19 protein-coding genes and 1 pseudogene are annotated in these 20,460 nt (G+C 73.4%); 13 read left to right on the top strand and 7 right to left on the bottom strand.

The genetic code is table 11. From position 1 onward, the window contains the following. Positions 1–35 precede the first annotated feature (35 nt). Both NE236_RS27125 and NE236_RS27120 read right to left on the bottom strand, forming a co-directional pair. Positions 36–872 (bottom strand): helix-turn-helix domain-containing protein, encoded by an 837-nt coding sequence (locus tag NE236_RS27125; protein WP_252844979.1) that lies wholly within the window; start codon positions 870–872, stop codon positions 36–38. Between the two features lie 23 nt (positions 873–895). Beyond that, a complete protein-coding gene (locus tag NE236_RS27120) occupies positions 896–1,717 on the bottom strand; it encodes an alpha/beta fold hydrolase (RefSeq protein ID WP_252844978.1) in 822 nt (273 codons plus the stop codon). A gap of 43 nt (positions 1,718–1,760) precedes the next feature. Between NE236_RS27120 and NE236_RS27115 the strand changes: the two are divergent. The 11 genes and pseudogenes from NE236_RS27115 to NE236_RS27065 form a co-directional block, all read left to right on the top strand. Then, positions 1,761–1,904 (top strand): annotated as a pseudogene (locus tag NE236_RS27115) (helix-turn-helix domain-containing protein); the annotation flags it as partial. A 22-nt stretch (positions 1,905–1,926) separates the two neighbouring features. After that, complete coding sequence (locus NE236_RS27110; protein WP_308209162.1) at positions 1,927–2,259, top strand: class I SAM-dependent methyltransferase; 333 nt, start codon at positions 1,927–1,929, stop codon at positions 2,257–2,259. 502 nt (positions 2,260–2,761) lie between these two features. Next, positions 2,762–3,958 (top strand): trans-sulfuration enzyme family protein, encoded by a 1,197-nt coding sequence (locus NE236_RS27105; protein ID WP_252844976.1) that lies wholly within the window; start codon positions 2,762–2,764, stop codon positions 3,956–3,958. Between the two features lie 136 nt (positions 3,959–4,094). After that, positions 4,095–5,636, top strand: a complete 1,542-nt coding sequence (crtI, locus tag NE236_RS27100; protein WP_252844975.1) for a phytoene desaturase family protein — start codon at positions 4,095–4,097, stop codon at positions 5,634–5,636. After that, positions 5,633–6,703: a phytoene/squalene synthase family protein gene (locus NE236_RS27095; RefSeq protein ID WP_252844974.1), complete on the top strand. Its 1,071-nt coding sequence runs from the start codon at positions 5,633–5,635 to the stop codon at positions 6,701–6,703. The genes crtI and NE236_RS27095 overlap by 4 nt, the downstream gene beginning before the upstream one ends. A gap of 2 nt (positions 6,704–6,705) precedes the next feature. Then, positions 6,706–7,032 carry a lycopene cyclase domain-containing protein gene (locus tag NE236_RS27090; RefSeq protein WP_252844973.1) on the top strand — a complete coding sequence of 109 codons (327 nt, stop codon included), beginning with the start codon at positions 6,706–6,708 and terminating at the stop codon, positions 7,030–7,032. Next, on the top strand, positions 7,029–7,352 hold the full coding sequence (locus tag NE236_RS27085; RefSeq protein WP_252844972.1) for a lycopene cyclase domain-containing protein: 324 nt from the start codon (positions 7,029–7,031) through the stop codon (positions 7,350–7,352). Before NE236_RS27090 ends, NE236_RS27085 begins: the two co-directional genes overlap by 4 nt. Next, entirely contained in the window at positions 7,349–8,068 is a 720-nt protein-coding gene (locus tag NE236_RS27080) for a class I SAM-dependent methyltransferase (RefSeq protein WP_252844971.1), read from the top strand. Before NE236_RS27085 ends, NE236_RS27080 begins: the two co-directional genes overlap by 4 nt. Beyond that, positions 8,065–9,573, top strand: coding sequence for an FAD-dependent oxidoreductase (locus NE236_RS27075; RefSeq protein WP_372494444.1), 1,509 nt, complete (start codon positions 8,065–8,067; stop codon positions 9,571–9,573). The genes NE236_RS27080 and NE236_RS27075 overlap by 4 nt, the downstream gene beginning before the upstream one ends. 44 nt (positions 9,574–9,617) lie before the next feature. Next, entirely contained in the window at positions 9,618–10,202 is a 585-nt protein-coding gene (locus tag NE236_RS27070; protein WP_252844970.1) for a TetR/AcrR family transcriptional regulator, read from the top strand. A gap of 47 nt (positions 10,203–10,249) precedes the next feature. After that, entirely contained in the window at positions 10,250–11,044 is a 795-nt protein-coding gene (locus NE236_RS27065; protein ID WP_252844969.1) for an SDR family NAD(P)-dependent oxidoreductase, read from the top strand. A 106-nt stretch (positions 11,045–11,150) separates the two neighbouring features. On the opposite strand, the gene NE236_RS27060 is transcribed toward NE236_RS27065, so the two are convergent. The 4 genes from NE236_RS27060 to NE236_RS27045 form a co-directional block, all read right to left on the bottom strand. Beyond that, a complete protein-coding gene (locus NE236_RS27060; RefSeq protein ID WP_252844968.1) occupies positions 11,151–12,155 on the bottom strand; it encodes a Rieske (2Fe-2S) protein in 1,005 nt (334 codons plus the stop codon). A gap of 249 nt (positions 12,156–12,404) precedes the next feature. Next, positions 12,405–13,670 carry an MFS transporter gene (locus NE236_RS27055; protein ID WP_252844967.1) on the bottom strand — a complete coding sequence of 422 codons (1,266 nt, stop codon included), beginning with the start codon at positions 13,668–13,670 and terminating at the stop codon, positions 12,405–12,407. Positions 13,671–13,792: 122 nt separating this feature from the next. Next, the gene (locus NE236_RS27050; protein WP_252844966.1) at positions 13,793–16,327 is read right to left on the bottom strand and encodes an ATP-dependent Clp protease ATP-binding subunit; all 2,535 of its coding nucleotides are present in this window, start codon (positions 16,325–16,327) and stop codon (positions 13,793–13,795) included. A gap of 89 nt (positions 16,328–16,416) precedes the next feature. Continuing rightward, complete coding sequence (locus NE236_RS27045) at positions 16,417–16,665, bottom strand: hypothetical protein (protein WP_252844965.1); 249 nt, start codon at positions 16,663–16,665, stop codon at positions 16,417–16,419. Between the two features lie 400 nt (positions 16,666–17,065). On the opposite strand from NE236_RS27045, the gene NE236_RS27040 reads away from it, so the two are divergent. After that, positions 17,066–17,815: a TetR/AcrR family transcriptional regulator gene (locus NE236_RS27040; RefSeq protein ID WP_252844964.1), complete on the top strand. Its 750-nt coding sequence runs from the start codon at positions 17,066–17,068 to the stop codon at positions 17,813–17,815. Here the strand turns inward: NE236_RS27040 and NE236_RS27035 are convergent. Continuing rightward, a complete protein-coding gene (locus NE236_RS27035; RefSeq protein ID WP_252844963.1) occupies positions 17,800–18,453 on the bottom strand; it encodes a TetR/AcrR family transcriptional regulator in 654 nt (217 codons plus the stop codon). The two genes, NE236_RS27040 and NE236_RS27035, sit on opposite strands and share 16 nt — an antisense overlap. A 233-nt stretch (positions 18,454–18,686) precedes the next feature. Between NE236_RS27035 and NE236_RS27030 the strand changes: the two genes are divergently transcribed. After that, positions 18,687–20,438: a Vgb family protein gene (locus NE236_RS27030; RefSeq protein WP_252844962.1), complete on the top strand. Its 1,752-nt coding sequence runs from the start codon at positions 18,687–18,689 to the stop codon at positions 20,436–20,438. The last annotated feature ends 22 nt before the right edge of the window (positions 20,439–20,460 follow it).

Here is a 20,460-nt window from a genome sequence, read left to right as displayed (position 1 = left end):
ACGAGCGCCCATGCTTCGGCGGGAAGGCCGGCGCGCTATGAAGCCGGCCACGCAACGTCGTCGATCGCGAGCCACGGCGCGACGGCCACGGCCGTGGGCGTAAGCCCGGCGAACGTCTTGACCTCGCGGTGGAGGTGGGACTGGTCGACGTAGCCGCTCTCGCCGGCAACGCTGGCGGGGGCGTGGCCCGCCGCGAGAAGGTGGGCGGCGTGGTCGAACCGCACCAGTCGGGCGGCGCGTTTGGGCGTGATGCCGAGCTGGGACCGGAAGCGGGACCACAGGCGCTTGCGGCTCCAGCCGATCTCGTCCGCCAGGCCGTCGACCCGCACCCGCCCCCGGCTGGCGAGCGTCCGCCGCCAGGTGTAGGCGACCTCCGGATCGACCGGTGGGCGGGCGCCCAGCCGTCGGCCGAGGATTTCCACCGCGATCGTGAACCGTTCGTCCCACGACGCGGCGGCGCGCAGCCTGTCTTCGGCTCGCCCGGCGTCGCGGCCCCAGATGTCCTCGAGCGATACGACCGTACCGGTGAGTTCGGTCGATGCGCCGAGCACCGCGGCTGCCGCGGCCGGCTCCAGCCGGATCTGGAGGTACTCGACCCTCGCCCGGCCGGCTGCCCGAAGATCGCCGGGGAGAAGCCCGACGACGACGCTGCCGCGCTGGTCCCGGCCATGGGTGTCGTAGACGGCGCCTTCGCCCTCGCTCAGGTCGATGAACAGGGTGACGGATGGATGCGCCACCATGGCGATGTCCCACAGCACGGGGGCACGTTGGCGGAAACCGGCCATGCTGACCCCCGGCAGCCGACGTGACGGGCGCGGGACTGCGACGTCCACGTCCGACCACGCCCAGTCGGGTGTCGCGCTCGGCAGCACGTGACCAGCCTATGCCTCAGGGATCACGGGCGGGTGTCAGTGCCCGTTGCCGTGAAGTCCAGCAGCAGTCTGCTGGTGGTCTCGGGCGCTTCGAGGATGGGTACGTGCCCGACGCCGGGCAGCAGTTCCACCCGCGCGTTCGGCACCGCGTCGTACTGGCGCGCCGACGCCGGATCCCATTTGCGGTCGGCAGCGCCGCAGATCGCCAGCACCGGGACCTCGAGCGCGGCGAGACGCTCGGGCACGCTGCGCTCGGTGATGTACGCGGTGTTCCGGCGCAGCACTTTCCTCATTGTGCGGTACTTGATGCCACGTACCGCGGCGACCAGGTCGTCCGGGATGTCCACCGGGCGAGCGGCCGTCGCGTTGGCCCCCTTGCGGATCCACGCGTCCGACCGTATCGACCAGATGAGCGGGCCGAGCGGCGGGCCCAGCAGGACCCGGAGGATGACCGGTTGCGGAAGGAGCGCGTCGAGACTCGGACCGGTGCTGATCAGCGCGAGTGACCCCACCAGGTCGGGGCGCTGCTCGGCAAGTGCCGTGCCGACGTAGCCGCCGCTGGAGTGCCCGGCCACGGCGACGCGACGAAGGCCGAGGTCGTCGAGGACCGCCGCCACCCGGTTCGCCTGGGCGGGCACGTCGTACGACGGCGCGGGCGAGGACTGGCCGCAGCCCGGGAGATCGACCCGGATGACGTGGTGGTGACCGGCCAGTGCCGGGACCATCGGGCCCCAGGAGGCGCCCGCGGCCCCCGATCCGTGGATGAGCAACAGCGGCGGTGCCTGCCGCGGGCCGTCGTGGACGACGTGCATGCCGTGCGAGAGCTTAACGTCGTGCGCAGTCATGCAAGAGAGGATGCATGGGCTGCCGGCGATCCGTCTTGGACAAATGTCGTCGTGGACCGCGTGGGCGGAGCCCCGGATTCGCGCCCTGCGGGTGGCGCAGGGCTGGTCCCTAGAGGAATTGGCCACCCGCGCCCGGCTCAGCCACTCCACGCTCAGCCGGATCGAGAACGGTCAGCGCCGCCTGGCCCGCGCGCTTCCCCGGCGCGGAAGTGACTGCCGTGGACTCATCGGCCGGCCATCTGCGCCGCCTGCGGGAAAAGGCTGAAGCGGACGGTGTGGCCGACCGGGTCCGCATCGTGCAGGCCGATCTCGACGCGGAATGGCCCGATCTCGGCACGCCCGAACTGGTGTTGGCCTCGGCGTCCATGCACCATCTGAGCGATCCCGGCCGCCCGCTGCGCCAGGTCCACGACATGCTCGCGCCCGACGGGCTGTTCGCCGTCGTCGAGCTGGCCGGCTTCGACAGCCCCCACAGCATCCTGCGCCGCGGCGACCTCACGGTGCACACCGAGCGCACCGTATGGGCCGCACGCCGTCCCTGAAGCAGACAATCCCGCTGACGGGCGCTTCCGGTGCGGCCCCCAGGCCCCCTCTCCCGCCGCCGGGACGACGGTCGTCGGCGGGCCGGTACGCCGCCGTCTTCTCCTCGCGCGGCGCCGCCTCGGCCAAGCCTTCCGGGGACGGCCGCGGCGGCACCGTCAAGGTGCTCGGGGGGAGGCCGTCATGTTCTGCGCCTTCTACTGGTGCGGGAAATTTCCCGCACCAGTAGAAGGCGCAGAACGAGGCACCGCACCCTCGGGCCGTATTTGTCCGGCCCTCAGCACGGCAATGCCCAGGGGCTCCAGTCGCAGCTCGCCCCCAGCCGCAGCGGCACTACGAGGGGCCAGTGCGTTGAGATCGCCGCCGTACCTCCGAGGGTCATCGCTCGCGACGCCGTACCGCCTGCGAACGCGTAGCCGACACCCCGGACGACTGAACCGTTAGAGGACCAGTCATGTGGGATTGGCCCTAGGGTCGCGGGCCGCTCCGTCCGAGGATGGAGGCATGAACTCACCACACGACGTACCGCACCCCGAGACCAGGACCGTTCACACGCCCGTCGTCGAGGTGACGGGTAGCCGCCCGCTCGGGACGCCGATCTACCAGGGTCACATCTTCGCGTTCGAGGACTCCGACGCGATGGCCGAGGCGTTCGGCGGGCCGGACGGCGCGTTCTTCTACAGTCGGCTCGGCAATCCGACCGTACGGGCGCTGGAGGAGGCGGTGGCCGACCTCGAGGGCGGGGTCGCCGGGCTCGCCGCCGCCTCCGGAATGGGCGCGATCAACTCGGTGCTGCTCGCGCTGCTGCGGTCCGGTGACCACGTCGTCGCGCAGAGCTGCCTGTACGGCGCGACGATCGCGATGCTCGGCGACCTCGCCGAGCGGTGGGGCGTCGAGGTGACGTACGTCTCGGGCGCCGACCCCGAGGAGGTCCGCGCGGCGCTGCGGCCGAACACCCGGCTCCTCTACCTGGAGACGATCGCCAACCCGACCACCCAGGTCGTCGACCTACCGGCACTGTTCGCCGTCGCGAAGGACGCGGGCGTGCTCAGCGTGGTCGACAACACCTTCGCGAGCCCGATCCTGTACCGGCCGATCGCCGACGGCGCGGACGTCGTCGTGCACTCGGCGACGAAGTACCTCGGCGGCCACTCGGATGTGCTCGGCGGCGTCGCGGTGTTCGCCACGGAGGAACTGCACCGGAAGGTCTGGCACTACGCGGTCGAGCTCGGCGCCTCGGCCGACCCGTTCGCCGCCTGGCTCACGCTGCGCGGCATGCAGACCCTGGCCCTGCGGATGCGGCGGCACTGCGAAAACGCCCTCGACCTCGCCACGCGGCTCACGGACCATCCGGCGGTCGCGTCCGTCCGCTACCCCGGCCTGCCGGACCACCCGGACCACGAGCTGGCGTCCCGGCTCATGCCCGACGGTCACGGCGGCGTGCTGTCGTTCGACCTGGCCGGTGGGCGCGAGGCCGGGAAGGTGTTCGCCGGCGCCGTGCGGCTGGCCTCCCTGAGCGCGTCGCTCGGGACCGTCAAGACGTACGTCATGCACCCGGCGAGCACCTCCCACCGGCAACTCACCGACGAGCAGCTGCGGGCGGCGGGCATCGGCGCCGGGACCATCCGCGTCACCGTCGGCATCGAGCACCCCGACGACCTCTGGGCGGACCTCGACCAAGCCCTCCGCAAGGCCGGCTGAGACGCGCCGGCCGCCGTACGGAGCCCGGACGCCGGCGTCGGGGTATTTGGGGCGAACCGGCGTATTGCCGGGGCTGACCTGCGGCGATCTTAGGTGCGTAGGGCATCGGCGGCGGAGATCGGGGTATCCGAGGGGCATGCGCACCGTCGCGGGGAGCGCCGACCGGATCGTGGTGGTCGGTGCGGGGCTGTCCGGGCTCGCCGCCGCCCTCCACCTGGCCGGGCGTGGCCGGCAGGTCACGGTCGTCGAACGGGCGCTGGGGCCCGGCGGCCGGGCCGGCCGCCGGGACGCGGACGGCTACCGCATGGACACCGGGCCGACCGTGCTCACGATGCCCGGCATCGTCGCCGACACCCTCGCGGCGGTCGGCGAGTCGCTCGACGCCCGGCTGCCACTGGTGCGGCTGGACCCGGCCTACCGGGCCCACTTCGCCGACGGGACCACGCTCGACGTCCGCACCGACGCGGAGGCGATGACCGACGCGGTCCGCGCCTTCGCCGGCCCCTCGGAGGCGGCCGGCTACCGGCGGCTCCGCCACTGGCTGACCCGCCTGTACGAGGCGGAGTACGCGCGCTTCATGGCGGCGAACGTCGACTCGCCGTTCGGCCTGCTGACGCCCGAGCTGGCTCGGCTGGTGGTGCTGGGCGGGTTCGGCCGGTGGGACTGTGCCGTCGGCCGGTTCCTCCGCGACGAGCGGCTGCGGCGGGTCTTCACCTTCCAGGCGTTGTACGCCGGCCTGGCGCCCAGCAGGGCGCTCGCGCTGTACGCCGTGATCGCCTACATGGACACCGTCGGCGGCGTGTACTTCCCGCGCGGTGGGGTGCGGGCGCTGCCCGACGCTCTGGCCGGTGCGGCGGCGGACGCCGGCGTCACCTTCCGGTACGCCACGGCCGTCGCGTCGCTGGAGCGCCGAGGCCGCCGGATCACCGCCGTCCGTACGGACGAAGACGAACGGATCCGGTGCGACGCCATCGTGCTCAGCTGTGACCTGCCGGAGGCGTACCGCCTGCTGGGCGGTGCCCCGCACCGTGCCTGGCGGCTGCGGCCGGCGCCCTCGGCGGTCGTGCTGCACCTGGCCGCGTCCGGCGCGTGGGCGGGGACGGGGCATCACAACCTCCTGTTCGGGGAGTGCTGGGAGACCGTGTTCGACGATCTCGTGCGCGACGGCAGGCTGATGCGCGACCCCTCCCTGCTGCTCACCCGGCCGACCGCCACCGATCCCTCGCTGGCGCCGCCCGGGCGGCAGCTGATGTCCCTCCTCGCTCCCGTGCCGAACCTGGCCGACCGGCCCACCGACTGGGACCGCCTCGGCCCCGCGTACGCCCGTGAACTCCTCGAGGTGGTGGCGGGCCGGCTCGGCTTCGCGCCCAGCACCGTCGACACGTTGCACGTCCTCACGCCCGCCGACTGGCGACGGCAGGGCCTGGTCGCCGGCACGCCGTTCAGCCTGGCGCACACGTTCGCGCAGACCGGGCCGTTCCGCCCGGCGAACCTGCCGCGCACGGCGGACAACGCGGTTCTGGCCGGCTGCGGCACCGTCCCCGGCGTCGGCGTCCCCACGGCCCTGCTGTCGGGTCGGCTCGCGGCCGACCGCGTCACCGGCGTCGTCGCGGCGCGCCGGGTCGGCATCGGCCCGGCGCGCCGGCGGGCCTCCGATCCCGCGAGCGGCCGCCGATGACGGCCGCACCGGACGCCGGGACGTCCGGAGGCGGCGACGACCCGCGCCGGACGGCCGAACCCGAAGAGGCGGCGGGCTGCAGCGTCCGGGACAGGCGGGCGCGGGAGCCGGCGTCGATCCGGCGGGAACTGGACGCCGCCGGGATCACCGACCCGCGCCTCCGGGCCGCCTACAGACGCTGCCGGGCTCTCAACGCCCGGTACGGGCGGACGTACTTCCTGGCCACCCGGTTGCTGCCACCGTCTCGGCGGCCCGCCGTGCACGCGCTCTACGGCTTCGCCCGCCACACCGACGACCTCGTCGACGAACCCGCGGCCCACCACGGCTCCGACCAGATCGCGGCCCTGCTCGACGGCCTCGCCGTCGCGCTCACCGCCGGGCTGCGGATCGGCCGCAGCGACCATCCCGTCCTGGGCGCCGTGGTCGACACCGCGACCCGGTTCGGCATCGCCTCGGCGCTGTTCACGGCGTTCCTGCGCTCGATGCGGATGGACCTCACCGTCACCGGCTACCCGACGCGCGCGGCGCTGCGCCCCTACATGCACGGGTCGGCCGAGGTCATCGGACTGCAGATGCTGCCCGTGCTCGGAACGGTGTGCGACCCGGCCGAGGCCGCGCCGCCTGCCGCCGCCCTCGGGCGGGCGTTCCAGCTGACCAACTTCCTGCGCGACGTCGGCGAGGACCTCGGCCGGGATCGGGTGTACCTGCCCGCCGACGAGCTCGCGGCGTACGGCGTCGACCGCGAGCTGCTGCGCTGGTGCCGGCGGACCGGGCGCGTCGAACCGCGGGTGCGGCGCGCCCTGGCGGACCAGGTCGGGCGTACCCGAGGGGTCTACCGCCTGGCCCGTCCGGGGATCGCGCTCCTGGACCCCTCCGCGCGGCCCTGCGTCGCCACCGCCTGCGCGCTCTACTCCCGGATCCTCGACCGGATCGAGGACCGGGGCTACAACGTCTTCGCCGACCGGGTCACCGTCGGGGCCGGCCGGCGGCTGGCCCTCGCCGGGCCCGCGTTCACCCGCGCCCTGTGGGTCCGCGCCGTCCAGCCCGGCCGTGACCGGGAGGAGTGATCGTGGATCACCTGCGCTACCTGCTGCTGCTGGCCGGCTGCCTGGCGGTCACCCTGCCCCTGGAGTCGTCCGCGCGCGTCTACCGGCGTCCGGCCCGGCTGGCGCGTGCCGTGCTGCCGACGGCGGCGGTCTTCTTGGCCTGGGACGCCGTCGCGATCGCAGGCCGCGTCTGGTGGTACGACTCGCGTTACCTCGCCGGCGTCACGCTCCCGCTGTCCGTCCCCCTGGAGGAGGCGCTGTTCTTCCTCGTGGTGCCCGTGTGCGCGGTGCTGACCCTGGAGACCGTACGGCGGCTGTCCTCGGCGCCGCGCCGGCGGCGGTGGCGATGACCGGGCTGGGGTACACGGTGCCGGCCCTGCTGTCGGTGGTCGCCGTCGTCGCCGTCGAACGCCGGTGGCTGCGCACGGGGCTCCTCCGCCGCCCCGACTACTGGATCACGATGCTGATCGTCTTCGCCTTCCAGGTCCTCGTCGACGGCAGGCTGACGACGCTGTCGGCGCCCGTCGTGATGTACGACCCCGGCGCCATCACCGGACTGCGCCTCCCCTTCGACATCCCCGTCGAGGACTTCCTGTTCGGGTACGCCCTCGTCACCGCCGGCCTCCTCGGCTGGGAGCACCAGAGGCCGGACGAGACGGTCCGCCGATGACCGGCGGGCGTCTCCTCCGGCGCGACGTGCCCACGGCGTTCGACCGCCACGCCGCGGCGTACGACCGGCTCGTCGGCGCGAACCCCGGCTACCACGCCGACCTACGGCGCGCCGCGCGCGCGTTCGCCCTGCCGGCGGGCGGAGCGGGGGCGCGGCTGCTCGACGTCGGCTGCGGTACCGGAGCCTCCACCGTCGCCCTCCTGGCCGCCGCCCCCCATGCCGAGATCATCGGCGTGGACGCGTCGCCCGGAATGCTCGCCCGGGCCCGCGCCAAGCCGTGGCCCGCCACCGTGCGGTTCGTCGAGGGCCGGGTCGAGGACCTGCCCGCCGGGGGCGTCGGCGGGCCGTTCGACGGCGTCTTCGCCGCCTACCTCGTCCGCAACCTCCCCGCCCCCGACGCGGCCCTGCCGGCCCTGCGTTCCCTGCTGCGCCCCGGCGGCGTCCTCGTCGTCCACGACTACGCGCTGCGCGACGGACCGGTCGCGCGGCTGGTGTGGCACGCGGTCTGCTGGGGCGTCATCATCCCGGCCGGCCGGCTGGCCACAGGCGACGCGCGCCTGTACCGCTACCTGTGGCGCAGCGCGCTGGACTTCGACTCCCCGGAGGCCTTCGCCGACCGGTTGCGCCGCGCCGGGCTGATCGGCGTCCAGACCCGTACGGCCGGCGGCTGGCAGCGCGGCATCGTGCACACCTTCCGCGCGGAGGCGCCGTCGTGAGTCGCGACCGCAGGCGGGTGCACCACCCGCCGCCGCCCGGACGCCCCCACGCGGACGCTCTCGCCGAACGGCCGCGCGCGGTCGTCGTCGGAGGCGGGATCGCCGGGCTCACGGCCGCGACCGCGCTCGCCGAACGCGGTGTCGCGGTCGAGCTGTACGAGCGCGAGCACCACCTCGGGGGTCGGGCCGGCGGCTGGACCACGACCCTGCCCGAAGGCACCCGGGTGGGCATGAGCCGGGGCTTCCACGCCTTCTTCCGGCAGTACTACAACCTCCGCGCCCTGCTGCGCCGGACCGATCCCCACCTCGACCGGCTGGTCCCGCTCCCGGACTATCCGCTCGTCGACGTGGCCGGGCGCGTCGACACCTTTCGCGGCCTGCCCGCCACGCCGCCGTGGAACGCCCTCGCCTTCGCCGTCCGCAGCCCGACGTTCACCCTCAGGGACCTGCTGCGCCTGAACGCCCGCGCGGCTCTCCCGCTCATGAACGTCACCGTGCCCGGCACGTACCGGGAGCTGGACCACCTCGACGCGGCGGAGTTCCTGACCCGGCTGCGCTTCCCGGCCGCCGCCCGGCACCTGGCGTTCGAGGTGTTCTCCCGTAGTTTCTTCGCCCCGCCGGACCGGCTGTCCGCCGCGGAGCTGGCGGTCATGTTCCACCTGTACTTCCTCGGCTCGGCCGAGGGCCTGCTGTTCGACGTGTCCCGGTGCCCGCTCCCGGACCTGTGGGCGTCGGCGGCCCGCCACCTGACGGCGCTCGGCGCGACCGTGCACACCGGAACCCCGGTCGGCGCCGTCCGCCCCCGGGCGCACGGCTTCACGGTGGAGGCCGGGCGGACCGTCCGTGCCGACGCCGTGGTGCTGGCCCTCGACGTGCCCGGCCTGCGCGACCTCGTCGCGGCATCCCCCGAACTCGGCGGCCCGGAGTGGCGACGGCGCGTCGCCGCCCTGGCCACCGCGCCGCCGTACCTCGTGCGCCGCCTGTGGCTCGACCGGCCCGTCGCGGCGCACCGGCCGGCGTTCCTGGCCACCGGCGGCCTCCCGCCGCTGGACAACGTCAGCGTGCTGAACCGCTACGACGACGAGGCCGCGTCCTGGGCGCGCACGACCGGCGGGGCGGTCGTGGAACTGCACGCCTACGCGGCGACCGGCGCCAGGGAGGCGACCGCCGCGCGCCTGCTGCGCCGCCTGCGCGAGGTGTATCCCGAGACGAGGCAGGCCCGGATGATCGGCGACCTGGCCGAGTGGCGGCAGGACTGCCCGCTGTTCGCCCCCGGCACGTTCGCCGGGCGGCCGGCCGTGGACGGGCCGGTGCCTGGCCTGGTGCTGGCCGGCGACGGGGTCCGCGTCGACCTGCCCGTCGCCCTGATGGAACGCGCGGCCACCACCGGCTGGCACGCCGCCAACCGCCTCCTGTCTCGCTGGGGCCTGGCCGGACATCCGCTGACCACCGTCCCGCTCCAGGGCCGCCTGGCACCCTTCCGCGCCCTGGCACGGTTCGGCTGATGGCTCATCTTGGACTGTAGCGTCCAAAACGTTACCGTCGACCCATGGCACTCACCGCGAAGGGCAGAGCGACCCGGCAGCGCATCATCGAAGGCGCGGCGGCGTACCTGCGCAGCGACGACCCCGCAGGGGTGACGCTCGACGACATCCGGGCCATCACCGGCACCAGCAAGAGCCAGATCTTCCACTACTTCCCGGACGGCAAGGCGGAACTCCTCCTCGCCGTCGCACGGTACGAGGCCGACCGCGTCATCGATGACCAGCAGCCGCATCTCGGAGCCCTCTCCTCCTGGGCGGCCTGGAAACGCTGGCGGGACTCCGTCGTCGCGCGCTACCGCGCACAGGGCAGGAGTTGTCCGCTCGGGGCGCTGATGGGTCAGGTCGGCACCACCCCGGGCGCGGCCGACGTGGTCACCGCCCTCCTCGCCCAGTGGCAGGCCCACATCCGGCGAGGAATCACCGACATGCAGGCCGCCGGCCTGGTGCGCGGCGGCCTCGACGCCGACTGCGTCGCCTCGGCCTTCATCGCGGGCATCCAGGGCGGCGTCCAGGTGCTCCGCTCCACGGGTGGCATCGAACACCTGGAGGCGACGCTGGACACTCTCATCGATCACCTGCGGGGGGCGTGAGATTTCTGGACTTGCTGGTCCAAAAATGGGCCCGTACCGTCACCCTCATGTCACCACGGCTTTCGGGCAGAACAGCCCTCATCACCGGCTCAACCAGCAACATCGGACGCGCCATCGCGCTCGCCTACGGCGACGCCGGGGCGCACGTCGTCGTCTCCGGGCGCGACGACGCCCGAGGCGAGGCGGTCGTCTCCCGGATTCGCGAAACGGGCGGCCGGGCGGACTACGTCCACGCCGACCTCGACGGCACCGCGGCCGCCAGCCGCGCACTCGCCGACGCGGCGACCGACCGGCTTGGCGGACGCATCGACATCCTCGTCAACAACGCCGGCATCTACCCCGCGGCGACGACGCCGACAACCGATGACGAGACGTTCGACCGCGTCTACGGCGTCAACGTCAAGGCGCCGTTCTTCCTCACGCAGGCCGTCGTCCCAGGGATGATCAGCGCCGGTGGAGGCGTGATCATCAACCTCGGCTCCTGGGTCGCGCGGCTCGGTCTTCCGGTCGGCGCGCTCTACAGCTCGACAAAGGGCGCGATGGAAACGCTCACCCGCGCATGGGCGTCGGAGTTCGGCACGCACGGCGTACGGGTCAACGCCATATCACCCGGGGTCATTCTGACCCCCGACCGGGACCCCGCCGTCGAGCAACCCGCCGAGATGCTGATGCGCGGCACCCCGGCCGGCCGATCCGGCCATCCCGACGCCATCGCGGCCGCCGCCGTCTACCTCGCGTCCGACGACGCGGCCTTCGTCCACGGAGCCGTGATCGACGTCGACGGCGGACGTACCGGCGTCGCGGTCATCGCGGACGCCGGCTCATTCCACTCCGCAGGATGATGGGGCCTGCGGCCGTCGTGCGAGCGTGACGCGGCGGGCCAGGTCCGCCCCCGCCGACCACCGTCTCGTGGCCGTGACCGTGTCCCGACCTGGATTCGCCGTCCCGTCAGGACGGGCCGGTGCGCAGGGCGTAGCGGCGCTCGGCGTAGGCGAGGTCGTCGCGCCACAGCCGCAGCGCCGCGCGCCGCATCATCGGCCGCAGCAGCGGCGACGCCAGCCGCACGACCGCGAACCCGGGGCGCTCCGAGGTGGCGATCGTCGCCTCGATCACCGCGGTACGCGGGCGGCCGTCCCGGCCGGTCCCGAGCGGGGTGGCGTGCGTCTCCACGACGCTGCCGACGCCTTCGCCCTCGACGATGCGCATCACGACCGTGCGCGGCTCCGGGCAGGTGAACTCCGCCAGCACCGGCACGCCGAGCCGCGGTCCCACCCGGTACGTCACCTCGACCAGGAACCGGTCGTCCGCCTCCCCGGCGTCGACCGGTGGGGCGTGCGTGACGCGCAGGTGGGCGAAGGAGTACGGGTGGAACCAGGCGCCGTGCCACGGGTCGAGCCGGTTGGCGATCACGTCCTCCGGCTCGCACGCGCCCACCGCCCGGATCACCGAGTGGACGCTCCGCACCGACGGTGGCCGGGTGGGAAGGACCGGCCGGGGCAGCGGCTCGTCACCGCCGAGATCAGGCGGGTCGAGCCGGACCCACGTCAGGACGCCGTCGTCATGGCAGGGCAGCGGCCGCCACCCGGCCCCGCCGTCCGGTGACAGCCGGAGCCCGTGCCACCGGCAGATCAGGTCGCCGCACACGATCCGGCCGTGGGCCAGCGGAGCCCCCAGGTGGGGGCAGGTCCCCGGCCCCGCCACCACCGCACCGGCCCGGTCCCGCCAGGCCACCAGCTCCCTGCCCACGACGCGGAACCCCAGCGGGCGGTCGGCCCGTACGTCGGCACTGGCCGCGACGGCGAACCAGTTTCCGGAGGGCCGCGCCTGCGACCGCTTCAGCACCGCCGCGATCATCGCGGGATCGGCCTGGCCGACGGTCGGCTCCTGGTGCGCCCACCGCGTACGCGGCCGTGACCGCACCGGCCATCGCGCCTGGTCATCGCGGTCCGCCACCCGTGCCCCCTCCGGCCGCGCCGCCTCCCGGCGTTCTGCCCGTGCCGGACCGGCGCCAACCCGGCGCGCGCGGCGGGACGTCGTCGAGATGCCTCCAGGCGGCGCGTCGCAGAGTGGAGGAGGGAGTCAGCCCGGAGGAGGGAGTCAGCCCGGTTCTGGCCGGCGACCGACGCCAACGCGGCGAGGGCGTCGTCTGGGCGTCGTACAGCCGGACAGCGGATCTGTCCGGTATGTCAGGCCCCCGGGCGGTCAGCCGGGCGCGTCGGCGGCCGTCGCCCGTGCGGTGCTCTCAGCAGCCCGCTGGCGGGCCAACGCGGGCATGGTCCAGCGGATCAGGGCGGCGCCGGCGATGACGGCGAGGCCGCCCCCGACGGCGCTGACCGCTGGGGAGGTCAGCGCGGCGACCGCACCGGCGCGGAAGTTGCCGAGCTGCGGGCATCCCACGCCGACGACGTACTCGGCGGCGCCGACGCGGCCACGGTACCGATCGGGCGTGGCGACCTGGACGACCGCCGTCCGGAGGACGACGCTGATGACGTCGGCGGTCCCCGCGATGGCGAGCAGGACGATGGCGAGCCAGAACGTGTGAGCCAGGCCGAATCCGGCGAGACCGGCGCCCCACACCGCGCCCGCGACCAGGATGGCGCGCCCCTGCCGGGTCACCTGGCCGACCGGCCCGGATAGCGCGGACCCGATGATCCCGCCGATCGCCGGGGCGGCGACGAGCAGGCCCAGCGTCTGCGGAGACCCGCCGAAGCGCTCCGCGTTGATCGCGGGAAAGATCGCCAAGGGCATCCCGAGGATCATGGCGCTCATGTCGGCGAGGAACGCTCCGGCGATGACCTGGTCGCGGCGGATGAACCGCAGCGCCTCCCCGACGGCCCGCACACCGGGGCGGGCGCCGCCGGCCGCGGGTGGCATCGCCGGGAGCCGGGCGACGCCGTACAGGGCGGCGGCGAAGCTCAGCACGTCGATGAGGTAACACGCCTTCAGTCCCCAGGAGGCCGCCACCACGCCGGCGAGGGCGGGGCCCGCCGTCAGGCTCATGTGGAACGCGAACATGGTGAGCGCGGCACCGGCGGGAATCTGCTCCGCCGGGAGCAGCCGTGGCAGGAAGGTACGCCGCGCAGGGCCGTCGGCGGACCGGAGCAGGGACTGCACCGCGACCAGGCAGTACAGCGGCCACACCCGCGCGAGCCCGAGGAAGGCCTGCACCGCGAACAGGGCCGAGACCACGGTCAGGCCGCTGCTGGTGAGGAGGACGAGCCGGCGCCGGTCGACCGCGTCGGCCAGGGAACCGCCGAGCAGGCCGAACAGGATGGCGGGGACGGCCGCGGCCAGCCCGACGACCCCGACCGCGGCAGACGAATGAGTGAGCGTGTAGACCTGCAGGGCGACCGCGAAGGTCGTCATCTGGCCGCCGACCGAGGACAGCCCGTTCCCGGTCCACAATCGCCGGAACGCCGGAGACTCGCGCAACGGGCGTAGGTCCATGAGCACCCGTCGTCGGGCCATGTCGTCCTTCCGAATCCTCCGGAACCGCACGGTCGGCCGGGCAGATGATCAGCTCGGCCCAGGACATGGTGCCGCACCAGAGAGCATCGCACGCCGGTCGGCGTCTCACGCTGGTCGGCGTCTCACGCTGGTCGGTCGGCGGCGGCCGATCCGCTCCGCGTGGCCGTGATCTCAAAGTCGATTTGGTCGTCGCGGACGGTCACCCGTACCTCGTCGCCCGGGTTGAGCCGGCCGCCCAGCAGCATGCTCGACAGGCGGTTGTCGACCTCCCGCTGGATCGTGCGCCGCAGCGGCCGGGCGCCGAACTCCGGTTGGTAGCCGCGCCGCGCGAGCCAGTCCACCGCCTCCTTGGTGAACTCGATCGACAGGTTCTGCGCGCGCAGGCGGCGCCGGGTCTCGTCCAGCAGCAGGTCGGTGATCTGCCGCAGCTGTTCGGCGTCGAGGCGGCGGAAGACGATGATCTCGTCGATGCGGTTCAGGAACTCCGGCCGGAACGCCTCGCGCAGCCGCCGCATGACCCGCTCGCGCAGTGACGCGTCCTCGCCGCCGTTGCCCTCGGAGAAGCCGGTGGCCAGCCCTCCGCTGCCGATGACGTCGGAGCCGAGGTTGCTCGTCATGATGATGACGGTGTTGCGGAAGTCGACCGTACGACCCTGGGCATCGGTGAGACGCCCGTCGTCGAGCAGTTGCAGCAGGACGTTGAAGACGTCCGGGTGGGCCTTCTCGATCTCGTCCAGCAGCAGCACGGAGTACGGGCGGCGGCGCACGGCCTCGGTGAGCTGGCCGGCCTCCTCGTAACCGACGTAGCCGGGAGGCGCGCCCATGAGTCGGCTGACCGTGTGACGTTCCTGGAACTCGCTCATGTCGAAGCGCACCATGCGGTCCTGGCTGCCGAACAGGGCCTCGGCCAGCGCCCGGGCCAGCTCCGTCTTGCCCACGCCGGTCGGGCCCAGGAAGAGGAAGCTGCCGATCGGCCGGTTCGGGTCTCCGAGCCCGGCGCGGGACCGGCGGACCGACTCGGCGACCGCGGTCACCGCCTCCTCCTGCCCGACCACCCGCTGGTGCAGGTGCTCCTCGAGCCGGAGCAGGCGTTCGCGTTCCTCCACGGTGAGCTGCGCGACCGGTATCCCGGTGGTCCGCGACACCACCTCGGCGATGTCCTCGGCGGTGACCTCCGGGACCGAGCCGGTGCCCTCGCCGTCGCCGGTCGCGGCGGTGGCGCGCCGCTCGAGTTCGGCGATCTCGTCGCGCAGGGCAGCGGCCTTCTCGTACTTCTCGTCGGCGACGGCCTGGTCCTTCTCCCGGCGGCGCTGGTCCAGTTCCTTCTCGAGCCGGCGTACGTCGCGGCCGGGCGTCTTGGTGCGCAGCCGGACGCGGGCGCCGGCCTGGTCGATCAGGTCGATCGCCTTGTCGGGAAGGAACCGGTCGGTGAGGTACCGGCTCGACAGGTCGACCGCCGCCACCAGCGCCTCGTTGGTGAACCGGACCTGGTGGTGGGCCTCGTAGCGGTCCCGCAGCCCGCACAGGATCCCGACGGAGTCCTCGGGGCTCGGCTCGGGAACGAGGATCGGCTGGAAGCGGCGTTCGAGCGCCGCGTCCTTCTCGATGTTCTTGCGGTACTCGTCGACGGTCGTCGCGCCGATGACGTGGAGTTCGCCGCGGGCGAGGGCGGGCTTGAGCATGTTCCCGGCGGTCATGCCGCCCTCGGCACCGCCGGCCGTCACCAAGGTGTGGATCTCGTCGATGAACACGACGAGCTCGTCACTGTGCGCGCCGATCTCGTCGACGATCTTCTTCAACCGCTCCTCGAAGTCGCCCCGGTAGCGGGTGCCGGCGACCAGCCCGGCCAGGTCGAGCTGGACCAGCCGTTTCCCGCGCAGTGTCTCCGGCACCTCGCCGTCCACGATGCGCTGGGCGATGCCCTCGACGATGGCGGTCTTGCCCACGCCGGGGTCGCCGATCAGGACCGGGTTGTTCTTCGTGCGCCGCGAAAGCACCTCGATGGTCTGCTCGATCTCCTCGTCCCGGCCGACGACGGGGTCGACCTTGCCCTCGGCTGCCATGGAGCTGAGGTCGCGCCCGTACTCGTCCACGGTGGGCGTGTCCGACGGGGGATGCCCGGAGAGACCGCCGGGCGTGGCGCCGCCCGCCGCCGACCGCAGCGTCTCCGGGGTGATCCGCGCGCCGTGGAGCTGCCGGCCGGCCGGCGACTCGGAGTTCACCGCGAGCGCGAACAGCACGTGCTCCGGGCCGATGTAGGAGGAATCGAGGGCGCGAGAGATCTGGTGGGCGTCCAGCAGCGCGCGCTTGGCCGAGGGGGTGAGCTGCGCGGACATCTCGCGGGCCGGGCCGCGCCGGACGTTCTCCTCGACCCGCCGCGCGATCGCCTCCGGGTCGGCGCCGGCGCGGGCCAGCAGCTGCCGGGTCACCTCCTGCCGGGTCGCCGCCCACAGCAGGTGGTCGGTGTCGAGGTCGGGGCTGCCCCACTCGGCCGCCTTGACGGCGGCGTCCCGGACGAGTTCGCGGGCGCCCTCGGTCATGAAGCGCGCGATGTTCACGCGATTCGTGGGCCGCCGGGGCACGCCCGCCCCGAAGAATCGGGCCAAGAACTCCTCGAACGGGTCTGCTCCTCCGCTCCCGTACAGTCCTTCGGACATCTCATGACCTCCTCACCGGGCGTACGCCGGCGTGAACGAATCCGGTCTGCCCGCCATCCCTACCCGCGGCGGCGGAGCGAAACGCGAGGTCAGCGTTCGTCCTCGTCGATGCGGGCGGTGGTCCGCTGTTCGACGACGTCGGCCTCGTTGGCGTCGAGAGGGAGTTCCTCGCCGCGCGGGAGCTCCTCGGTGTCGTCCTCGTCCTCCCGCAGGTGCTGTGCGATGAAGTCGGCCTCGGGGTCCTCGATGCCCGGTGTCTCGTCCGGTATCGGGTCGGGGCGGACGACGTCGTCCGGGTGCGCGGGCCGTCCCCGGTCCGGAAGGTCACGCTCGGTCATGCGCGCTGCCCTACCCGGGACGATCCCGGCTAACCGCCCGCGACCGGGTGGCGATCCGCGCCGTGACGTGCGTGGCGACCTGCGTGGCGAGCCGTGCGGCGGCCCGCGAGGAGGTCGGACATAACCCGACAAACCACTGCAACTCGCGCGGCGTCCGCCCGAGGCGGCCGCGCCCCGTCGCAGGCGACGTCCCGAGCGCCGGAGAAGCACCGGGGCCGCGTGATCGTGTGCGCCTCGCGTATCGGCGGTACGAAACCGCGTGCCGCGGCCTGGTCCGGCCAAGGGGTCGTGCGTTCCCGGGGCGCGGAAGGTAGCCTTTCGGCTTCGGGTCCCCGAAGTAGTGTGAGCCGGACGGCAGGTGCGGGCCGGCGTACGGCAACTGGAGAAACGCGCGACATTCATGGCGAGGCAGTCCGAACGGCCGGCGACGACCGGTGAAGCTCCGCCCCTCCCCGCGGCGACCGGCGTGGAGTCGGCCATCCCCGGATCCCGGTCCGCCCGCGAGCCGGGCCGGGCCATCAAACCGGGGCGGCACGGGCTCCCCCCGGAGACGGTCGCCGGCATCCAGCGGGACCGGCTCATCGACGCGTTCGTCCAGGTGGTCGCCGAGCACGGCTACGCGCGCACCACCATCAGCAAGATCACCGAAGCCGCCGGGGTGACCAAGAAGACGTTCTACGTCCACTTCGCCGAGATGGACGACTGCTTCCTCGCCGCCTACCAGCGGGGGACCGGCATCCTCCTCGACCGGATGACGCATGCCTACGAGGCCGCCTCCTCCTGGCCGGAGGGCATGCGGGCGGGGCTGCGGGTCATGCTGGAGGTCCTCGCCGGCGAGCCCCGGTTCGCCCGGGCGGCCCTCGTCGAGGTGAACGCGGCCGGCCCACGGCTGCGCAAGGCGCGGATCGAGCACCTGGCGCGCTTCCGGCGGTTCTTCGCCGACCCGGCGTACGACCTTCTGTCCCTGCCCACCGTCGTCATCGACGCGATCATCGGCGGCATCTATGGAGCGGTCTACGCGGCGGTGGAGGGCGGAGAGGGGCAGCGGCTGCCGGAGATGCTCCCCTCCCTGGTCTACTTCGCGCTGCTGCCGCTCGGCCGCGAGGAGGCGGCGGCCGAGCTCGAACGAGGAGATCAACCCTCGCGGTAGAAGGCGAGCAGGAAGTGGGTCATGGGGACCAGCAGATCCGGTAGCTCCTCCGCCCGCCCGCTCTCGACGTGGTTGTAAATGATCGTGTAGACCCCTCCGATCATGGCGTCTCTGATGACATCGGGTATCTGGGGAATGCCGGGCCCGCTCAGGAACGAGCGGAATCTCGCCAGGAAGGCCAGCCGCGCCCGGTGCACCCGCGCGCCCACCCTGCTCGCGTCGAGGAGGCACATCCGCGCCAAGGCCGGTTCGGCGGCCGTCAGCTCGAGTGCCACCCGCAGGCCGGCGCGCATCGCCGCGGGCCATGACGACTCCGCCCGGTAGGCGGCCTCCACCCGTGCCAGCAGAGCTCGCGTCCCGCGCTCGTACGCGGCCAGGAAACACTCCTCGAGGTTCGCGAACTGGGCGTGGAACTCGCCGACGGGGACTCCGGCGGTGGCGGCGACGTCGGCGACCGTGGTGCGTGGATAGCCCCGCTCGGTCACGACGGTCACGAGCGCGTCGATGAGTCGTGACCGCTGCCGCGCCGCGTGCGGGCCCGGCGCGTCGGGGTGCCGGCGGCGGGGAGCGGGGCCGGGGCGTGGTGGCGCGGTCCGGTCGGCCGGGCCGGACCGTCCCCTCGAGGTTCCGTCGCGCATGGGGTGATCTCCCGTCGGTGGCGCCGTCATCCGGCTGTCTATCGCCTGCGGGTGGGGGCGTAAATGGCGGGCGGGCCGCGCCGGCCGATCCGGCGCGGCCGGATCCGGCCGTTGGACCGGTCGTGGTTGACATGAGACACCGTACGGTTTCTAGTTGCAGGAAGCTCGTTTGTTTCCAACAGGTTTCGAGCCGTACGTCGTCCTCGGGGGATGAGTCCCAAGGAGGCGGTGGCATGCGCCATCGTGGATCCAGAGCGGGAGCGTTTCTGCTGGCCGCAATCGTCGTGGCCCTCCCGTACGTTCCGGCCGAGGCCGCGGCGGGCACGGTCACCGAATTCTCCTCCAGCGTTCCCGACAGCACACCGCTCGGCCTGACGGCCGGGCCGAGCAGCAGCGTGTGGTTCGCCGAACACGTGCAGGGCCTCGGCCGCGTCGACGCCGCCGGCAAGGTCAAGGAGTTCGCCGTGCCGGCGAACTCGCAGCAGCACGTGGCCGTCCCGGAAGGGGCCGCCACCGCCTCGGACGGCACGGTCTGGTTCACGGACGCCTCCACCGCCGTGCCGCGGGTCGGAAAGGTCAACGCCGGCACCGGCGCCGTGACCACGTACGAGGTGCCGACCACCGGAGACGTGAGCTTCGCGGGCGGCCAGCTCACCGACATCACCGCCGGGCCGGACGGCGCGATGTGGTTCACCGGCGGCCCGTCCAGCGCGGTCGGCCGGGTCACCGCGTCGGGCGCCGTCACCGCCTACGCCACCACCGGCCTGTCGCCGTACGCGATCACCACGGGGCCCGACAAGGCGCTGTGGTTCACCGACACGAGCGGCGGGTCGATCGGACGCCTGGACCCGGCCACGGGCGACGTCACGATCTACTCGCCTGAGTCGTCCGGGTCCGGGAACCCCGCAGCCGGCGGCATCACGGCCGGCCCGGACGGCGCGGTGTGGTTCACCGAGCCCGGCGTCGGGAAGATCGGCCGGATCGTCCCCGGGAACGACGCCGTCACCGAGTACGCCGTCCCCACCGCGAACTCCGCGCCGGAGGGCATCACCGCCGGTCCGGACGGCAACCTGTGGTTCACCGAGGCCGCGGCGGGCAACATCGGCCGCGTCGTCCCCGCGTCGAAGAAGATCTCCGAGTACCCGTTGCCGGACGCGCTGTCGGCGCCGATGCGGATCATCAACGGTCCCGGGGGAGCCCTCTGGTTCACCGAGGCGGGCAAGGGCGCCATCGGCCGGCTGAACCCGTCCGCGCCGCCCTCCGGCTCGCCGCACGCCGCCGCCCCGCCGATCGTCGACGGCATCAGCCCGCGGGTCGCCGCGTCGTTCCAGGGCCGCTGCCCCACCTCGGCGATCATCTGCGAGACGCAGCTCACGATGGGCGGCAGCGTCAAGATCGGCGGCTTCAGCCAGACGATGCCCGCCGGGGCGCTGCGCGTCAGCGGCTACGTCACCTCGCTCGGGTCCGGTTCGGCCGTTCTCCAGCCGCCCCTCACGGGGTCCCAGCTGGAGTCCGTTCCGGTGGAGGTGCCCGGAGGCGTCATCGGCACCCTGCCGTTGATCGGCCCGATCCTCGGCATGACCCCGGCGGCGATGCTGCCGTTCAACAAGCTGACGATCACGCAGTCCCTGGCCGGGCCGGTCACCATCGGGTTCGGCCCCGGAGGCCTGCAGGCGACCGCCACCCTGAACATCCAGCTCAATAACCAGCTCCTCGGCTCCACCTGCGTCATCGGGCCGATCACCGCGTCGCTGGCACCGGCGGACCTGTCCGGTGGATCGGCGCACGACCCGCAGCTCGGCTGGCAGCCCCTGAGCGTCGAGATCAAGGACGACACCCTCGCCGTGCCGAAGGCCCACGGCTGCGGCCTCGGCGGAATCCTCGACGGGGTCATCAACTCGACCATGGGGCTGCCCTCGTCCTCCGGAAACACCCTCGACCTGCCCGCGATCCTCAGCGTCGGCGCGGGGGCGCACTCGAACTGACCGGAAGGAGGCCACCACTCGT

The organism is Actinoallomurus purpureus (assembly GCF_024055795.1).
GTDB classification, from domain to species: Bacteria; Actinomycetota; Actinomycetes; order Streptosporangiales; family Streptosporangiaceae; genus Actinoallomurus; species Actinoallomurus purpureus.
This window is presented reverse-complemented; position numbering and strand designations above follow the sequence as displayed.